The organism is Promicromonospora sp. NFX87 (assembly GCF_048564965.1).
Lineage (GTDB): Bacteria > Actinomycetota > Actinomycetes > Actinomycetales > Cellulomonadaceae > Promicromonospora.
Window position 1 is genome coordinate 6,292,638 of record NZ_CP183413.1, and the last position, 16,286, is coordinate 6,308,923.

The 16,286-nt window shown below is 69.0% G+C and carries 16 protein-coding genes; 14 read left to right on the top strand and 2 right to left on the bottom strand.

Annotated features, from left to right (window positions below; all coding sequences use genetic code 11):
- The 11 genes from ACNYC2_RS28150 (at nt 1) to ACNYC2_RS28200 (ending at nt 12,199) form a co-directional block, all read left to right on the top strand.
- Entirely contained in the window at nt 1-909 is a 909-nt protein-coding gene (locus tag ACNYC2_RS28150) for a hypothetical protein (RefSeq protein ID WP_419704891.1), read from the top strand.
- The gene (locus ACNYC2_RS28155; RefSeq protein ID WP_419704892.1) at nt 906-2,543 is read left to right on the top strand and encodes a CpaF family protein; all 1,638 of its coding nucleotides are present in this window, start codon (nt 906-908) and stop codon (nt 2,541-2,543) included. The genes ACNYC2_RS28150 and ACNYC2_RS28155 overlap by 4 nt, the downstream gene beginning before the upstream one ends.
- The gene (locus tag ACNYC2_RS28160; RefSeq protein ID WP_419704893.1) at nt 2,540-3,418 is read left to right on the top strand and encodes a type II secretion system F family protein; all 879 of its coding nucleotides are present in this window, start codon (nt 2,540-2,542) and stop codon (nt 3,416-3,418) included. The genes ACNYC2_RS28155 and ACNYC2_RS28160 overlap by 4 nt, the downstream gene beginning before the upstream one ends.
- Before the next feature lies 1 nt (nt 3,419).
- Nucleotides 3,420-4,340 (top strand): hypothetical protein, encoded by a 921-nt coding sequence (locus ACNYC2_RS28165; protein ID WP_419704894.1) that lies wholly within the window; start codon nt 3,420-3,422, stop codon nt 4,338-4,340.
- A gap of 87 nt (nt 4,341-4,427) precedes the next feature.
- A complete protein-coding gene (locus tag ACNYC2_RS28170) occupies nt 4,428-4,727 on the top strand; it encodes a hypothetical protein (RefSeq protein WP_419704895.1) in 300 nt (99 codons plus the stop codon).
- A 3-nt stretch (nt 4,728-4,730) separates the two neighbouring features.
- Nucleotides 4,731-5,111, top strand: coding sequence for a TadE family protein (locus ACNYC2_RS28175; protein WP_419704896.1), 381 nt, complete (start codon nt 4,731-4,733; stop codon nt 5,109-5,111).
- Nucleotides 5,108-5,536 (top strand): TadE/TadG family type IV pilus assembly protein, encoded by a 429-nt coding sequence (locus ACNYC2_RS28180; RefSeq protein WP_419704897.1) that lies wholly within the window; start codon nt 5,108-5,110, stop codon nt 5,534-5,536. The genes ACNYC2_RS28175 and ACNYC2_RS28180 overlap by 4 nt, the downstream gene beginning before the upstream one ends.
- Nucleotides 5,533-5,982 (top strand): pilus assembly protein TadG-related protein, encoded by a 450-nt coding sequence (locus tag ACNYC2_RS28185; protein WP_419704898.1) that lies wholly within the window; start codon nt 5,533-5,535, stop codon nt 5,980-5,982. The genes ACNYC2_RS28180 and ACNYC2_RS28185 overlap by 4 nt, the downstream gene beginning before the upstream one ends.
- Entirely contained in the window at nt 5,982-10,574 is a 4,593-nt protein-coding gene (locus ACNYC2_RS28190; protein WP_419704899.1) for a LysM peptidoglycan-binding domain-containing protein, read from the top strand. The genes ACNYC2_RS28185 and ACNYC2_RS28190 overlap by 1 nt, the downstream gene beginning before the upstream one ends.
- Nucleotides 10,575-10,799: 225 nt before the next feature.
- The gene (locus ACNYC2_RS28195) at nt 10,800-11,321 is read left to right on the top strand and encodes a DUF6318 family protein (protein WP_419707920.1); all 522 of its coding nucleotides are present in this window, start codon (nt 10,800-10,802) and stop codon (nt 11,319-11,321) included.
- 215 nt (nt 11,322-11,536) lie between these two features.
- Nucleotides 11,537-12,199, top strand: a complete 663-nt coding sequence (locus tag ACNYC2_RS28200) for a hypothetical protein (RefSeq protein WP_419704900.1) — start codon at nt 11,537-11,539, stop codon at nt 12,197-12,199.
- A gap of 40 nt (nt 12,200-12,239) precedes the next feature.
- On the opposite strand, the gene ACNYC2_RS28205 is transcribed toward ACNYC2_RS28200, so the two are convergent.
- Nucleotides 12,240-12,767: a PDDEXK nuclease domain-containing protein gene (locus tag ACNYC2_RS28205; protein ID WP_419704901.1), complete on the bottom strand. Its 528-nt coding sequence runs from the start codon at nt 12,765-12,767 to the stop codon at nt 12,240-12,242.
- A gap of 309 nt (nt 12,768-13,076) precedes the next feature.
- On the opposite strand from ACNYC2_RS28205, the gene ACNYC2_RS28210 reads away from it, so the two are divergent.
- The 3 genes from ACNYC2_RS28210 (at nt 13,077) to ACNYC2_RS28220 (ending at nt 15,439) form a co-directional block, all read left to right on the top strand.
- On the top strand, nt 13,077-13,748 hold the full coding sequence (locus ACNYC2_RS28210; RefSeq protein WP_419704902.1) for a hypothetical protein: 672 nt from the start codon (nt 13,077-13,079) through the stop codon (nt 13,746-13,748).
- A complete protein-coding gene (locus ACNYC2_RS28215) occupies nt 13,742-14,713 on the top strand; it encodes a hypothetical protein (protein WP_419704903.1) in 972 nt (323 codons plus the stop codon). Before ACNYC2_RS28210 ends, ACNYC2_RS28215 begins: the two co-directional genes overlap by 7 nt.
- A gap of 330 nt (nt 14,714-15,043) precedes the next feature.
- Nucleotides 15,044-15,439 carry a MauE/DoxX family redox-associated membrane protein gene (locus ACNYC2_RS28220; RefSeq protein WP_419704904.1) on the top strand — a complete coding sequence of 132 codons (396 nt, stop codon included), beginning with the start codon at nt 15,044-15,046 and terminating at the stop codon, nt 15,437-15,439.
- Between the two features lie 50 nt (nt 15,440-15,489).
- Here ACNYC2_RS28220 and ACNYC2_RS28225 read toward each other — a convergent pair whose 3' ends face one another.
- Nucleotides 15,490-16,272 (bottom strand): response regulator, encoded by a 783-nt coding sequence (locus tag ACNYC2_RS28225; RefSeq protein ID WP_419704905.1) that lies wholly within the window; start codon nt 16,270-16,272, stop codon nt 15,490-15,492.
- Between the last annotated feature and the right edge of the window lie 14 nt (nt 16,273-16,286).

Consider the following 16,286-nt stretch of genomic DNA (forward strand, 5'->3'; position numbering starts at 1 on the left):
GTGGCCCTCATCGCCCTCGCCAGCGCGAAGGGTTCGCCGGGAACCACTACGGCAGCCCTCGTGCTGGCGCTCCAGTGGCCCCGGCCGGTGCTCCTCGTGGAGGCAGACCTGGCCGGATCCTCGATCCTCGCCGGATACTTCCGTGGCCAGCTGCCACACGACCGCGGCCTGCAACCGCTCGCGATCGCGCACTCCCACGGCGACCTCGAAGCCTCCTTCTGGGGGCAGACGATTCCTCTCGTTCGAAACGATCCGGACAAGAAGCTGCTGCCCGGCATCGTCAGCCCGCACACCGCCCCCGCCGTCGCGAACCTCTGGGGGCCGCTCGCCAACCAGCTGGTCTCGCTGGAACGCGGCGGCATCGACGTCCTGGTAGACCTGGGACGGCTCGGCACGGGCGGCGTCGTGCGGGAGGACCGCGAACCACTCGTCCGGCTCGCTGACCAGGTACTGATCACCACCGGTTCACGCCTGCCCGACATCGCGGTGACGCGCGAGCTGGTCAAGTCCCGCACCTCGGTGGTGGACGCCGCCGCGCGGGAGCTCACCAACCTCACCGCACTGACCGTCGGGCCCGGCCGGCCGTACGACGCGAACGAGATCGCGCGCACGCTCGGCCTCGGAACCGTGGGCTCGATCGCGTGGGACCCGGTGAACGCCGAGGTGCTGTCCGTGGGGTCGCCCGCAGGACGCAAGTACTCGACGTCGCCGCTCGTCCGGTCGGCAGGGCCCGTGATCTCGCGCCTCCAGGAGCGCGTCGAGAAGCGGCGGGCAAGGTTCGCCACCGGCCCGCGCGACGACGGCGGCGGTGGGTCCGGCCCGCGTCGCCCACCCGTCTACGCCGACGGCGGCCCGCAAGCCGTGCACGCCGGCGGGCCGTGGCGCGGCGACGGCGGGGGACACGCATGACCGCCCCGGAGTTTCCCGACCTCTCCTCGCTGCCGATCTTCCACGAGGAGAACCGCGAGGCGGACCGTAAGGCCTCCGGCCTGCCCCAGCGCTCCCGCGCCGGCGACGGCGGCCCCGGGCAGGCCCCGCCGCTGTACCGGAACCCGCCCGCGGAACCGGCGGGCGGCGCGCGCGCCACAGGTTCCGGAGCCTCGACGACGAACGGCGGCGCCCTGTCCTCGTCCGGCGGCGGCGCCTCTCCCTGGGTCGGGGCGGTCGCCCGCGCCGGCCGGGAGTATCACGGCCAGCCCGGCAACCCGCGGCTGCGCGACTCCGAGTTCTGGCGCCAGGTCAACAGCCTGCGCGGCGAGGTCTCCGCACGGCTCACGACGGCGCTCGCGACGCGCGAGCTGGACGAGGAGCAGCGCGAGGCGCTCGGCCAGGAGCTGATCCAGCAGGTGGTGCGCGACCACAACGACGCCCTGCTCTCCGGCGGCCAGCGCAACTGGACCCCGGAGTACCAGGTAGAGGTCACGCGCGCGCTGTTCGACGCCCTCTTCCGGCTGGGTCGGCTGCAGCCGCTCATCGACACCCCGGACGTGGAGAACATCGAGATCACGGGCACCGCGCCCGTGCTCATGCTGATGGGCGACGGCCGCCGCGCCTACGCGGAGCCCATCGCCGACTCCGACGCCGAGCTCATCGACTTCCTGCAGTTCCTCGCGGCGCGCGACCCCGCGAACGAGCGGTCGTTCACGCGCGCCAACCCGTTCCTCAACCTGGACCTGCCCGGTCGCGTGCGGCTCGCCGCCGTCGGCTGGGTGGTGCCCTGGCCGCGCGTCACCATCCGGCTGCAGCGACTGCAGTCGGTGGACCTCGAGCTGCTGCGCAGGAACAACACCATCGACACGGTGCTTGCCGAGTTCCTGACCGCCGCGGTCCGGGCCCGCAAGTCGATAGTCGTCTCCGGGCAGGGCCAGGGGTCCGGCAAGACGACCCTGCTCCGAGCGCTCTGTGCCGGCCTGGACTCCTGGGAGTCCATCGCCACCATCGAGACCGACTACGAGCTCTACCTGCACCTCGAGCCCGAGAAGCACAAGCGTGTGGTGGCCCTGCGCACGCGTGAGGGCTCCGGCGAGATGAACACCTCGGGCCGTCGTGTGGGCGAGATCAACACGAACGTCAACGTGTACGAGTCCCTGCGGCACAACATCTCGCGCATCATCGTGGGCGAGGTGCGCGGGCCCGAGATCGTGTCCATGTTCCAGGCGATGCAGATGGGCAACGGCTCGCTGTCGACGGTGCACGCCGACGGCGCGCGCGACGTCGTCGAACGCCTGGTCGGCATGGCCGTGCAGGACTCCACGCTCTCCGAGACGTACGCGTACCGGCAGGTGGCGCAGTCGGTCGACCTCATCGTCTTCCTCCGGGTCGACGTCGGGGCCGACGGCCTCCGCCGTCGGTACGTCTCCGAGGTGATCGAGGTGACGCGCGGCGAGGCCGGCAACCCGGTGGCGATCACCGACGTCTTCGAGCCGGGCCCGAACGGCCGCGCCGTGCCCAAGACAACCCCGTCGTTCCTCGCCGACCTGGAGGCAGAAGGTTTCGACGCGGGTCTGCTGAACTACCGGGACGGGCTCTGGGGGAACCCATGACCACGCTCATCGCGGTGGTTGTCGGCCTGGCCCTGGGCCTCGGGCTGTGGTTCGTCGCCGTCGGCTCGCAGAAGCACGAGGCGACGCCGAAGACCGTCCGGACCACGCCGCCCTTCCACGGGCTGCTCCGGCTGTTCGGCCTGACCAAGGGCGGTCCGCTCTATGCCCAGCGCAGGCTGCTCGGGATCGGCGCGGTGGTGGGCCTCGTGATCGGGATAGCGACCGGATGGTGGTCCCTCATCCTCATCGTGCCGGCGCTGATCGTGGGCCTGCCGTCGCTGTTCCGTACCACCACGCAGTCCAACGAGGTGGAGAAGCTGACCGACTTGACCGCCTGGGTGCGATCGCTGATCGGTGTGCTGTCCGGCGGAGCCGTCGGGTTGGAGCAGGGAATCGCGGCAACCCTGCACAGCGCTGCGCCGTCCGTGCGTCCTTCGCTCGCCCGGCTCGTGGCGCGCCTGGAGGCACGCCAGCCCATCAAGCCCGCCCTCTACCGGTGGGCGGACGAGATGGACGACTACTCGGCGGACATGATCGCCTCGGCGATGATCCTCGAGTCGGACAACCGCACGGGTGCCGTCGCACCGGCGCTCCGGCAGCTCGCCGAGTCCCTCTCGGCGCAGGCCAAGGCGCGGCGCGAGATCGAGACGGAGCGCTCGACCGGACGCGCGACGGTGCGCTGGGTGACGATCGTGACCCTTGTCGTGCTGGCCGGCACGGCGATGACCGGGTACCTCCGCGGATACGACTCCCCGCTGGGCCAGGTGGTGGCGGTGATCCTGTTCTGCGCGTACGTGATCTGCCTGCTCTGGATGCGCAGGATCAGCCTCGGCCAGCCGATCCCGCGGTTCCTGCCCGACGAGCGGGGGGCCTGACATGTGGCCCTGGGCAGTGGGAAGCGGCCTCGTCGCGGGGCTCGGCCTGTTTCTCGTGGTGCGCGAGCTGTTGCCGTCGACGCCGCGGCTCCAGTCCGCGCTGGACCGCCTGAGCGGCGACGACAAGGTAGAGCCCATCACGGTGTCCGACGGCGGCGAGCTCACCGCCACCCAGCGGTACACCCAGACGTTCGGGGCATGGGCGCAGCGCAGGCTGCCCGTCTCGGTGCTCGGCCGCTGGGGCCCCACCCGTTCGGACCTCGACCTCATCGGCAAGACCGCCACCGACCATTACGGCGAGAAGGCGCTCGGCACGGTGATCGTGCTGGTCGGGGTGCCGTTCCTCGGGCTGTGCGTGAGCATGCTGAACCTGGGCATGCCCGTCTCGGTGCCGCTCGGCGTGACGCTCGTGTTCGCCCTCGGAGCCTGGTTCCTGCCCGACCTCGACGCCCGGAGCAAGGCGAAGCGCGCCCGGCAGGAGTTCTCCCGCGCGGTGTCGACCTATCTCGAGCTGCTCGCGATCGAGCGCATCTCGGGCGCGGGCGCGACGCAGGCGACATTTGCCGCGGCACAGGTGGCCGGTTCCTGGCCGTTCCGGCGGATCGCCGCGGCGCTCGAACGGAGCAGGTGGGAGGGGCAGGCGCCGTGGGTGGCGCTGCGCGAGCTCGGCGAGGAGGTCGAGGTGGACGCGCTCGGCGAGGTCGCCTCCATCGTGGAGCTCGCTGGCACGCAGGGTTCGGCCATCCACGACCAGCTCCAGTCGAAGGCGGCGGCGATGCGCGACGCGCAGCTCGACGTCGAGCAACAGCTCGCCCACGACGCGACCGTGCGGATGACCGTGCCGGGGACTATGACAGTTTTTGTGTACTTTTTGATGCTTATATTTCCCATCGGGGTCACAATGTTTCAGACTGCGCCCTGAACCGGTTCCCCCCGTGGCACCCCCTCGGTGTCACACGAGCCGCTTCTTACCCATTTGTTGAAGTCGACAGCACCCCCGGGAGTCACCATGAACCAGTACCTGAGCCAGGGCCGGTCGGCGGCGTCGCGCGCCGCGGCACGGGCGTCCTTGCACGCGGCAGCGGCGCGTGGTCGCGTCGACGCCCTCAACACCCGCTTCGCCGAGCGCTCGGCCGAGCTCCGTCGTCGGCTGGCGGCGGGACGCGACGGCGAGCCCGACGACGCCGGCCTGGAGTCCATCGAGGTGGTGGTGCTGTCCGTGATCGGCCTCGGCATCGCGGTCGCACTCGGCGCCGCGATCCAGGGTCTGGTCCGGCGCTACATGGCGCAGCTCGAGGGCGGCGGGTAGAGCATGGACGAACGCGGTGCCACCTCTCTCCAGACCGTCCTGACGTACCCGATAGTCCTGATGCTCATCTTCGGGATGGTGCAGGGCGTGCTCTATTTCCATGCGCAGAACACCGCCCAGTCGGTGGCCAACGGGGCCGTCCAGGCTGCTCGCGTCGAGGGTGGCAGCATCGACTCGGGATACGCGGAGGCTGCCGCACGCCTCGTTCGTGGCCGCGACGCGTTCGCGAGGGTCGATGTGCTGGTGACACGTGGGGAAGAGATGGCCACCGCGACCGTGACGGGGCTGGCCCCGTCGATAGTGCCGGGGTTCCTCGGGTTTCAGATCGAGCAGTCGGCCACCGGTCCGGTGGAGCGGTTCACCTCCGGAGCGGTGGGGCCATGAGTCCCGGGCACTCCGAGCGTGGCAACGTCGCGATCAACACCGTCGTCGTCTTCCCGATGCTGCTGCTCATCGGGCTGCTGCTCGTGATGGCGGGGCGGCTGGTGCTCGCCGAGGGTGTGGTCCAGTCAGCGGCGAACGAGGCCGCGCGGGCGGCATCGATCAGCCGGACGGCGGCCGTGGCCGGCGCCCAGGCGACGTCGACCGCGACGTCGACCCTGATGAACTCCGGGGTGAGCTGCGCGTCGACGTCGGTCACGCCGGCGACCGACGCGTTCGACCTGCCGCTCGGCACCGTCGGGACGATCACCGTGCGGGTGGAGTGCGTGGTGCCGCTGCGCGATCTCGGGCTGCCGGGAGCGCCCGGATCACGGACCATCAGTGCTACCGGGACATCGGTGCTGGACGCTTATCGGGGGCGGTCATGACCAGGGGGGTCGGGCGGATGTGGGTACGTCGCTTGCGGGCCGAGCGGGGCGAGGTCAACATCCTCGCGGCCGGCATGGTGCCCGCGCTCATCATCGCGATAGGCCTGGTGGTGGACGGCGGTGGCCGGCTGCAGGCCGAGGACGAGGCCGAGTACGCCGCCGACCAGGCGGCCCGAGCGGCCGCCCAGCAGATCCGGATCGACCGCGCCCAGATGGGTCTGTCCCCTGAGATCGATCCCGCGCGCGCGACCCAGGCCGCCGCCGACACTCTTGCCGCGCTGGGCGTGCAGGGCGGTGTGACCGCCGTCAACGGTGCGACCGTCGACGTCGGTACCCAGCTCACCTACGAGACCACGTTCCTCACGTTGATCGGAATCAGCTCGCTCAGTGTTACGGCCGATGCCGAGGCGCGAGCAGTCCGCGGGATAGGACAGGAGGAACCCTGATGAGCACCTCGACAGTCCAGGGTCGTGCGGTGACGGGCGAGCCCGGTGGACCGCGGTCAGGCACGGGCGTACGCGTGGTCAGAGGACTGGGCGCGGCGTTGCTGCTGATCGCGCTCGTCGTCGGGATCCCGGTCGGCCTGTGGATACTCGGCGGGCCGGTGTGGACCGGACCGGTCAGCATCAACCGGATCATCTCGATGCTGTCCAGCCCCGACGTGACCGGCTCCGTGCTGATCGGGCTCGTCAAGGTCGTCGGCTGGATCGCGTGGTTCACGTTCGCCCTCGCGGTGGTCGTCGAGGTGATCGCCGCGCTGCGCGGGCGGCGTTCGCCGCACGTGCGCGGGCTCGGGACGCAGCAGCGTGCCGCGGCAGCGCTGGTCGGCGCGGTGATCACGATGCTCGTCGCGGCTCCGGCGGTCGCGCCCGCAATGGCCGCGACGGCGCCGCTCGAGACAGGAGCGACCGGGACCGCCGTGTCCGCGCCGGTCTCGCCCGGTGCCGTGGCCGAGGTTGCTGCCGGCACCGCCGAGAAGGTCGATGAGCGTGCCCGAGCCGACGAGACGCCGCCGGCCACCTACACGGTGCAGCCCGGTGACTCGCTGTGGCGGATCGCCGAGCTCACCCTCGGCGACGGCGCCCTGTTCAAGCAGATCGCCGACCTCAACTACGGCGTCCGCCAGGCCGACGGCAACGCGCTCGACGCCGGGAACTGGATCGAGCCGGGGTGGGTGCTGAAGCTTCCGGCGTCCGTCGACGTAGGGGTCGCGGCGACCTCGGTCGGCCAGCCCGGTGACGGCGAGGACGCCGGTGGCGCCGAGCCGGTCGGCCTCGCGCCGTCGAAGAGCACTCACGGTGACACCGCCGAACCGGCCGGGTCGAGCGACCCGCAGGACACCGTCGATGTGCGCAACCGGGGCGCCGAGGCCGTAGAGGTCGTCGTCGAGCCGGGCGACACGCTCTGGGGCATCGCCGAGGAGGAGCTCGGCGACGGGACCAAGTATCCGGAGGTCTACGAGGCCTCCCGGGACACCGAGCAGCCAGGAGGGGCCCGGCTCACCGACCCCGACCTCATATATCCCGGCTGGACCGTCACGGTCCCGGGTGCGGGGGAGTCCACGGGGGACACCGGAGCCGAGGACGACCGGGCCGACGACGCGGCACAGCCCTCGCCGGATACCGAGGAGCAGGGGGACGAGCCGGCCGACGAGGCCGAGCAGCCCGCCGATCAGGGCGCCGACACCGGGGCCGACGAGCCGAGCGAGTCCGCCGGGCCCGCGGAGTCGGCACCGGAGGACGCCGGCGCTGATGAGTCGAGCAGCGATGGACCGGGCGTGGAGTCCGCGGCCGGGGCGGCCGGGCGAGCACAGAAGTCGGCCCCGCCCGCGCCGGTTCAGCCCGATCCGGAGCAGTCGGAGCAGGCCGTACCGGATACCGAGGTGACGCCTGAGGGCGCCGTGGAGGTCGAGCCGGAGGACATCCAGGAGCCGGGCGGTGCGGGGAACGACGTCGTGGAGCCGGGCGGGGGGCAGCCCTCGGACGAGCAGCCAGCCGGTGAGGCCCCAGCTGCCACGGAGCCGAACCGCGCCGGCCAGAACGCGGGACCCAAGGAGCCCGGCGCGGAGCAGGAAGGTGCTGGGCAGGGCGACGACCAGAGCGGTTCGGAAGCTACGGGCACGCCCGACCCTGCGGACGCAGGGACCGGCGCCGCCGGTCTCCGCGGCCCCGAAACCAGGGAGCCTGCTCCGGAGGAGACCGCGGAGGGAAACCTCGTCCCGCAGGCTCCGCCCGCGGGTAAGGAGGAGACCGGGCCTCAGTTCGACGAGGTGACACCCGAGGACCTCCGGAACGACGACCTTCTCGAGCCGGACGAGTCGGCGCCGCAGAACCGGACGCCGGGGGACACGACGCTCGGCGACGGCCTGATCGCCGACGAGCTCATGCCGCAGGAGGAGCCCTCGGCCGCCGAGGCGGCGTCGGGCAACGACACCACGGGCAGCGATCCGACGTCGGATGACAAGCGGACAGCCGAGACCGACACCGACGGCCCGGCCGAAGAGGCCGCCCCCGTACCGGACTCCGACGTGAGCGAGACCTCGGTCGGCGACGCCGTCACCGAGGAGGTACTGCCCGACGAGCTCACCGGTGACGAACCCGTCGCCGGGGACTACGCACCTGAGGTCGCCGTGGAGACGGCGCCGCCGGTGTCGGCTTCGGCGACCGTTGACGTGGCCGGAGCCACCACCGCGCGGCCCACGGCGTCAGCCGGAGCAGCGGCCATCGTCACCGCCGGCGGCACGTCGCCGCTCGACTCGGCGTCCGACGCCGTGTCCGACGTCGTCGACGACATCGACGAAACCGTGGACATCCGCACGGTGGCCGGAGTCGGCGGGCTGCTCGCCGCGGGGCTCATCGCGCTCGTCGCCGTGAAGCGCCGCCGCGTGCACAAGGGCCGTACGCCCGGTGAGACCGTCGTCGTACCCGGACCGGACACGCCGGCAGGCGCGCTCGAACGTGACCTCCGCACCGTCGAGGACCCGTTCGGGCGCAGCCAGGTCGACAGCGCGCTGCGGAGCCTCGCGAGGTGGCACCGCGAACGCGGCCTCCCGCTTCCAGGCGTACGCGTCGCACGCCTGAAGAGCGGCGAGTTCGTCGAGCTCCACCTCGATCGAGCCGCCGACCTGCCCGAACCCTGGGCCGGCACCACCGACCGGTTCGTCTGGCAGCTCGCGGCAGGCGACGCGGATGCGGCGGCACGGGTCGATTCGCGAGAGCCGCGGACCTCGACCGCCGTGGCTGACGCCGGCGAGGCGCCCTATCCGGCCCTCGTCACCGTCGGCCACGACGACGAGAACACGCACCTCATGCTCGACCTCGAGCACCTCGCATGCCTCGACATCCGTGGCACCGACGCCGCGGCACAGGCGACGCTCGCGGCGCTCGCGGTCGAGCTGGCGACGAGCCTCTGGGCCGACGACCTGCAGGTCACAGTGGTCGGCACGCTCGGCGAGCTGCCTGGCGTCGTCGACACGGGCCGGGTCCGGCACGTCCCCAGCCTCGCGGGCATCATCCGCGAGCTGGAGGCCCGCGCGGCCGACGTCGACCGGACGCTCGCCCAGGTGGGCGCAGGGTCTGTCGCCGAGGCGCGCGGTCGCGGACTGGCGACGGACGCCTGGACACCCGAGATCCTGCTGGTGGGGGAGCGGCTCGGCCTGGTCGAGCGCGCCAAGCTCGAGAGCCTGGTGGAGCGAGTGCCCGGTGTGGGCATCGCGGCCGTGACGTCCAGTGCCGAGGTCGGCGACTGGGCGCTCGACCTCACGGGCGAGCTCACCAACGGCGACACCACTCGCGGCATCCTCATGCCCGCCTACATCGCGGTGCGTCCACAGCAGCTCGATGCCGCCACCTACGCACAAGCCCTGGCCTTGTTGGCCGATCCCGAGACCGCACCCGGCCCCACCTGGAGCCGTTCGATCGACCGCACCGAACCGACGTTGGAGGAGATCCCGATGGATGTTGTCCGCGCCGGTGCCGCGGATTCAGACGTCGCGGTCGGTGAGGGGGCCGGGCACGCGCCGGCGCCCGGTTTCGGGACGGGTAGCGGAGGCGGCGGTTCGGCGTCCGGGCAGACCGAGACGTTCTCGCCGTGGGCGACGGCAGCGGTGAGCGTCGCGACGCCGCCGCTGGGTACACCGGTCGTCGCGGATCCGCAGTCGCGGGTCGAGGTTGTCTCGCGGGTCGAGCCTGGTTCGTTGATCGAGCCTGGTTCTTTGGTCGAGCCGGTCGAGACCGAGGTTCTCCAAGCTCCGGTCGTGCGGGTGCTCGGCACCGTCGAGCTCGCCGGTACGACGGGCGTCGAGCTGCCGTCCACCCACCAGCGGCAGGCCACGGAACTGATCGCGTTCCTGGCGTTCAACCCTGGTTCGCGCGGGTCGGACATCTCGAAGGCGCTGTGGCCGTCGCGCGAGCCCAACCTCGCGACCCGGCGTTCCGCGGTCTCGCGGGCGCGGCGCTGGCTCGGGACGGACGCCAACGGCTTCGAGTACCTGCCGCGCTACTGGTCCGCCGACGACGGCGGTCAGGCCGACCTCGAGTCCGCCGGCTACCGGCTGCGTGGGGTCAGGACGGACTGGCACTCCTTCTGCGACCTGGTCGGTCCAGACCTGACGCAGACCCCGACGCCGGACCTCCTGGCCGCCCTCGACCTGGTGCGCGGCCGGCCGTTCGAGGGTGTGGCGCTGCGCAAGTACGTGTGGGCGGAGCAGCTGATGCACACGATCTCGTCGGGCGTCGTGGACGTGTCGCACGAGGTCGCGCGCCGCGCGCTGCTCGCCGGCGACGTGGCGATGGCACGGCACGCGTCGCAGGTGGGGCGGCTCGCCGACCCCGTGGACGAGCGGTCGTGGCGCAACGGTATCCGCGCGGAGATCGCCTCTGGACGACGGGACGCGGTGGGCCGGCTCGTCGACCGCCTGCGCGACCACCTGGAGCAGCTCGCCATGGAGCCCGAGCCGGACACCGAGGAGTTGCTGGCGCAGGTGGACGAGCAGGACCGCCGCCGGGAAGCTGACGCGGGCCGGAGCGCTCGGGGCTAACCCGCCCCTGTCGTTGGTCGAGCCTGTCGAGACCCGTCTCGACAGGCTCGACCTCGGTTATCCACAGCACCCACTTTCCGGATCTCGTCGTCCGAGCTAGCGTCATTCTTGGCCGTTGCGGATATGCAACGGTGGGGCGTGAGTGGCAGGGGGACGCGGATGGATGGCGCGGCGATGCGTATTGCGGGGCTGGTTTTGGCGGCTGGGCTGGCCTTGTCCGCTTGCATGGGTGCGGCTCCGGACCCTGAGGTGAGTACCGGTCCAACCGGCGATCCGACGCCTACCGCGTCTGCGAGCCCCTCTCCGTCTGTGCCGACCAAGCCGGAGCGGCCGGAAGCGATGGAGCGCGACGACGCAGAGGGAGCTGCTGCTGCCGCGGAGTACTTCATCGAGCTCTACCCGTACGTGATGGCGACGGGGGATACCGAGGAGTTCGAGGCGATGTCGCACCGGGCTTGTGGGTTCTGCGAACAAGCGCTGAGAGATACGGCTCGGATCCAGGATCGTGACCAGCGTTTCGTAGGCGGAACAACTGAGGTGAAGGTTCTCGACCAGTACCTTCGTGACGACTTGACGGGAATCTACCCGCTGGACGTCGAGGTGACCCAGGAAGCATCTACGACGCTAGATCCGGCAGGCTCTGCAGTTGCTTCCGCCGAACCACAGACCTCAGCACACCGAGTTGAGGTTGCCCAGAAGGATGGTCGCTGGGTTGTCGTCGCGATCGCACCGAGGCCAGAATCGTGAGTGCCACAACTGCGGTGAGTCTAGTAGTCGCCTTAGCCTTGTCCGTTGTCCAGCCCGAAGAGCAGCCGACCTTCAGCGGCACCTCGGAGTACGACCGAATTTCGGTTGAAGCGATCGCCCGGTCGGGTGATCGAGGCCTTCAAGTCGGGAAGGGCCGCAGTGGGGGATCGGTACCGAATGACCCGCCCGTCCGCCAATGGCGTGTCACTCCGGCTATGTGCTTTCTCCGCGATCTCGGAGGTGCTACCGCGCTCGCCGAATCTTGCGACGAGGGCCACCAGCTCGCCTACGCCGGGATTGAGTGCGAGGACGATGAACATGCGGTCGGCGCCCTTTTCGAGCAGCGACGCGAAGCGAACGGCTGGTCAGATGCCGCACTGGTCGAGGACGAGTCCTGCCTGGCCGAACGCCGCCAGCAGATAGACATCCCGGCTGCCGCGGCGAAGGCGTTCCAGGAGATGCAGATCGCACCGTCCGAGGTGAACGTGCAGCCACCGGACGGTTGGACCCTCGTCAACGTCGACACGATCGCCTTCACCGAGAGCCAACCCCGCACAATGAGCACCAGTCTGTTCGGCATACCCGTAGAAATCCGGGCGGTCCCGAGCAACTACTCATGGGACTTCGGCGACGGATCGGCGCCCTTGGTGACCAGCGACCCCGGCGCGCCCTACCCAGCGCATACGGTCGCCCACGCCTACGCGAAGACGGGCGAAGCGATCATCTCTCTCACCACCACCTGGCACGGTCAGTTCCGATTGGCCGGTGAGCCGACCTGGTACGACGTGGCGGGAGAGGGGACGACCGTATCGTCGTCAGGCAGCTTGGAGATCCTTGAGGCGAGGGCGCGACTGGTGGAAGACCTGTACGGCGGCTGACCTTAGCGTCGGACCACAAGGTCTTCAGTGTCGTGCATTCTCATGACGTCGAGGGCCGGGATCCGGTCGTGTCGAGGCAGCGGTCGATGAGCGCGGTGAGCTCCAACGAGAGTGGGAGTTCGGCCTGTTCAGCGGCAGCCACGCCGTCGTAGAGCATGATCGCGACGGGCCCAGGCTGCTGGTCAGCCGCAGCATCGGTACAGAGCAGGACGCCAACCGTTGGGCCGTGAACGTCGGGCACACGAACCAGGTCATCCACTAGGTCGAGCGTGTAACGGGTACGGGCGACGAGGGCTGGATCGAACCGGCCGGCCTGGACCTGGATAGCGATGTAGCGCATCTGAGTCACGTGAAAGAGCAGCAGGTCGACCGTGTAGTCCCGGTCGTCCTCCGTGAGACTCACGTGGCGGTCGACCAGGCACATGTGGCGATCCGGGGTGGCCAGCAGGTCCTCGAGGTGATCCACCACGATTCCGGTGAACGAACGTCGGATCGAGTCGACGAGCTCACCCACCACGTCCTCGAATCCTTCAGGCTGGAAGTCCTCGGTGCGCTGGAAGAAGCTCACGAACCGCTCCCTTCGATCTTGTCGCCGCGATCGGGGCGGTGCTCGGCATCGGGCCTGGTGAAATCGCTCATAGCCCAAGCCTGTAGAGGCATTCCAGCATCCGCCACCCGGGTTGCATATGCGCAACGAAGACATATGAGTCTGCGCGCAGACATAGGCGCCTCATGACGAGTTCCTGGGCTGCCCATGTCCTATGTTGGCCGGATGTTGTGAATTATCACGGAAGCACCTTGCCGGGAAGACGGATATAGCGCACTCTTGCTACGGCCGTGTTCACTGAGTTCTGCCCGAAGTTGAGGGAGTCGCCGGATGGTCTCGTCCGCCATCACGCCTACGCGCACCATCGCCATCCTCATCGGAGTCGCAGTCGTTGCGGTAGCCGGGTTCGCGGTCGTGCGCTCAGGAGTGTTCGAGCCGGAGACGGTCCAAGGCGCGATCCCCGGCCCGGGCTCGTCGTCACCCTCGGCATCGGTCTCGGCGTCACGGAGCCCATCGACGTCGCCGTCCCCGACGGCCTCACCCGAGCCGACGACGCCAGCGCAGATCAAGGCAAAGAACATCGCAGACGCGAAGGCGCGCCTCGTTGAGTACTACGAGACGACGGCGTCGGTAGCAAACAACGGATATCAGGACTGGGAGCGAAAGCTCGTCCCGTTTTGGGGGAGTTTTGAGATCCGTGACTCCATGGGAGTTGCCTATGAGCAGAGCTTGGGTGCCGGCCAATATACGACGGGTGCTGCTCGAATCGAGTCAGCTATAACTACTGGGTATCGCGCGCCAGAACCTAATTATGAGCGCGTTAACTTCGAGGTATGCGTTGATTTTTCTGAGGTCCGAACATTCGAAAAGAGCGGCGAAGAAATCAAGCGACAGTCTGGTGTTCCAACGCGCTACTACCTCCTGTATGAGATGCGGCATCACGGCAGCGACCGAGGTTGGGCTATCGATGCTGAGGACCGACAAGTGGAGCGGGCATGTTGACAATAGTCGACCGCAGCGCCTGGACCTACCGGGTGGCTTTAGCGGCAATGCTCTCGCTCCTCACCGTTCTATCGGTCGATATATCGTCCGCTGCGGCGGAATGCCGTGAAGTTCTGCAACCGGACGGCACCGTTAAAACGATATGTGAGGAAGACGGTGGTGGCGGAAATCCTGGTGGTGGCGGTGGTGATGAGGGAGATGGCGAAGGCCCTCGAACTTGTGAGCTCGAAGGACGGGATATCCCATGCTCAAGTGAGTTCGGTGCCTGGGATGGTTATTGCTATGTACGCGTGGCTACGGACGATCCAAATGTGCACAAGGACGTCTGGGGCGACCACACAGACGGTGTGATTGTGGAATGTAGCCCCTTCGATTGCGTTGGTGGGCCAGATCCGTGTCCAGGTGCAACGCTGGACTGGGCTCCCGGACCGCCAGCCCAAGCAGGGCCTTCGGCAGAGGAACTCGCCCGCCGGGCCGTCGCCCAGATGCAACTCACCATGGGAGAGGTTGGATCCACCCCGCCGCCGTCCACAGCCGATCCCGGATCAGTGGGTGCCATCGGACTCCCCATCTGGCTGTGGATCGCTAATCGCGCGGAGAACACTGTCGGCCCGATTACGCGCTCCGAGCGTGACGGTGGACTAACTGTCAGTGCCACGGGCACGCTTGATCGTGTCGAGTGGACCCTCACCGACGCGAGCGGCACCACACGCGGTTCCATCACCTGCGATGGGGTCAACGCCCCAGGCACGCCCTATGACGGCCGTAACAGTGCGGAACCGTCGCCCACCTGTGGGTTCGGGCCGGAGCTCAACAGCACTCCGGGCGACCTCACCCTGACCGGCACGGCGTACTGGTCCGTCGAATGGCAAGGCGGCGGCCAGTCTGGTCAAATCGAGGTCCCGGGGCAGAGCAACAGCACCCAGATCCGGATTGGCGAGCTACAGGCACTCGTCGGCCGATAGTGCCTGTCTAGCTGGCGCTTGACCTGTAGCCGATCGGAAATTTCTGTGACGCCCCTGTACTGAGCCAAACTCCTGGTGCGGAGGGGCACCGCCTCCACATCTTGAGGCACATGGAGCTGCCGTCGCCGGGCAGTTGAAGCAGACCTAGAAACACCCCGCGCACTGGAAACCAAGATCGCTGGGAATCCGGAGCCAGTGGCGGTGCACAACAGATCTGGTGGGTGAGCCGCGCCGCAAATCGGCAGGTCGTCCACACGACCTCCATTCAATTTGGGCGTGAGAGCCTGGCGGGGGCGCCGAACGGCGTTACTAAGGCACAAGATGGGCCCTATGGAAACCACCCGCACCGTCATCCGCGGTATTGGCCAAGTAGCCCTAGGCGCCGTCCTTCTCACGGCCGGCGTCGGACACCTCACCAAGGCGCGTAAGGAATTCCAAGCCCAGGTCCCGGCCTGGGTGCCAGTCGATCCTGACACCGTCGTGGTCGGATCGGGGATTGTCGAGATCGGCCTTGGTGCCGCGCTAGTGGCCACTTGGAAGCAGCCCCTCCGACGTCGGCTCGGGGCGTTGGTGGCGGCATTCTTCGTCGCAGTGTTCCCGGGAAATATCGCTCAGCTTGTGGAGCATCGGGACGGGTTCGGCCTGGACACCGATCGCAAGCGTGCGCTCCGGCTTATTGGCCAGCCGGTTCTTGTCGCGTGGGCGTTGGCGGCGACGCGGAAGTAGGGGTCTCGACGAGCTCGACGAGCGGAGCTGGGTCCGGCCAACGCGTGGCCTCACACCTGGTCGAGCATCCCCAAGCTGCTCGCGAACTCCATCAGCTCGAACGTCGAGCCCGTCACCATGGTCGCGCCGGCCGCCTTCGCGGTTACCGCGAAGGGCCCGACGTTGCCGTAGAGCACAAACGGCGTCACCGGATCGGTCGTCCGGAACTTCGTCAGCAGACGTAGCCCGGCGTCCGGGACGTCTACGCCCGCCTCCTGACGCCCCATGTCCGAGATGATCAGGCCGTATGCATGGCGCTCGAGCAGCTGCAGCGCCTCGCTGGTCGAGCGCGCGATCTCGACGTGTGCGCCATCGCGCCGCCAGGAGTCGGCGAGGACCGCGTTGTTCTCTGGGTGGTCGTCGACCCAGAGGATCGAGCGGAGCGCGGGGCTGGTCGGCAACGAGATCCGGCGCTCCTGTTCCTCCAGCATCCAAGAGGTGTCGTCGTGCCCCCACACAGCGCCTTCGGAGTCTTCAGCGGCTTCCGCTTCGGGATCCGGCAAGGCGTAGCCCGGCGGGGTTCGCTCCCCTGGCCGGGACGTAGTTTCCCCGGGAACAGTGGCCGCGTGGTCCAGCCGTCGCTTCAGCGATGCCACCTCGCGTTGCAGGTCGGTGATCATGTCCGACTGCTGGTCGGTCGCCTGCTTGAAGTTGAGCTTCTGTCCGCCGAACTCGAGCGTCACGTCGTCGGAGTTTCTCAGCTTCGACAGGAGCTGCCGTCCGAAGACCAGCAGTACGACGATCACGAGCAGGGGCCACAGGAGGGCGGCGATAGCGCTGATCAGGTCTGCCACGGGGTAAAGGTACC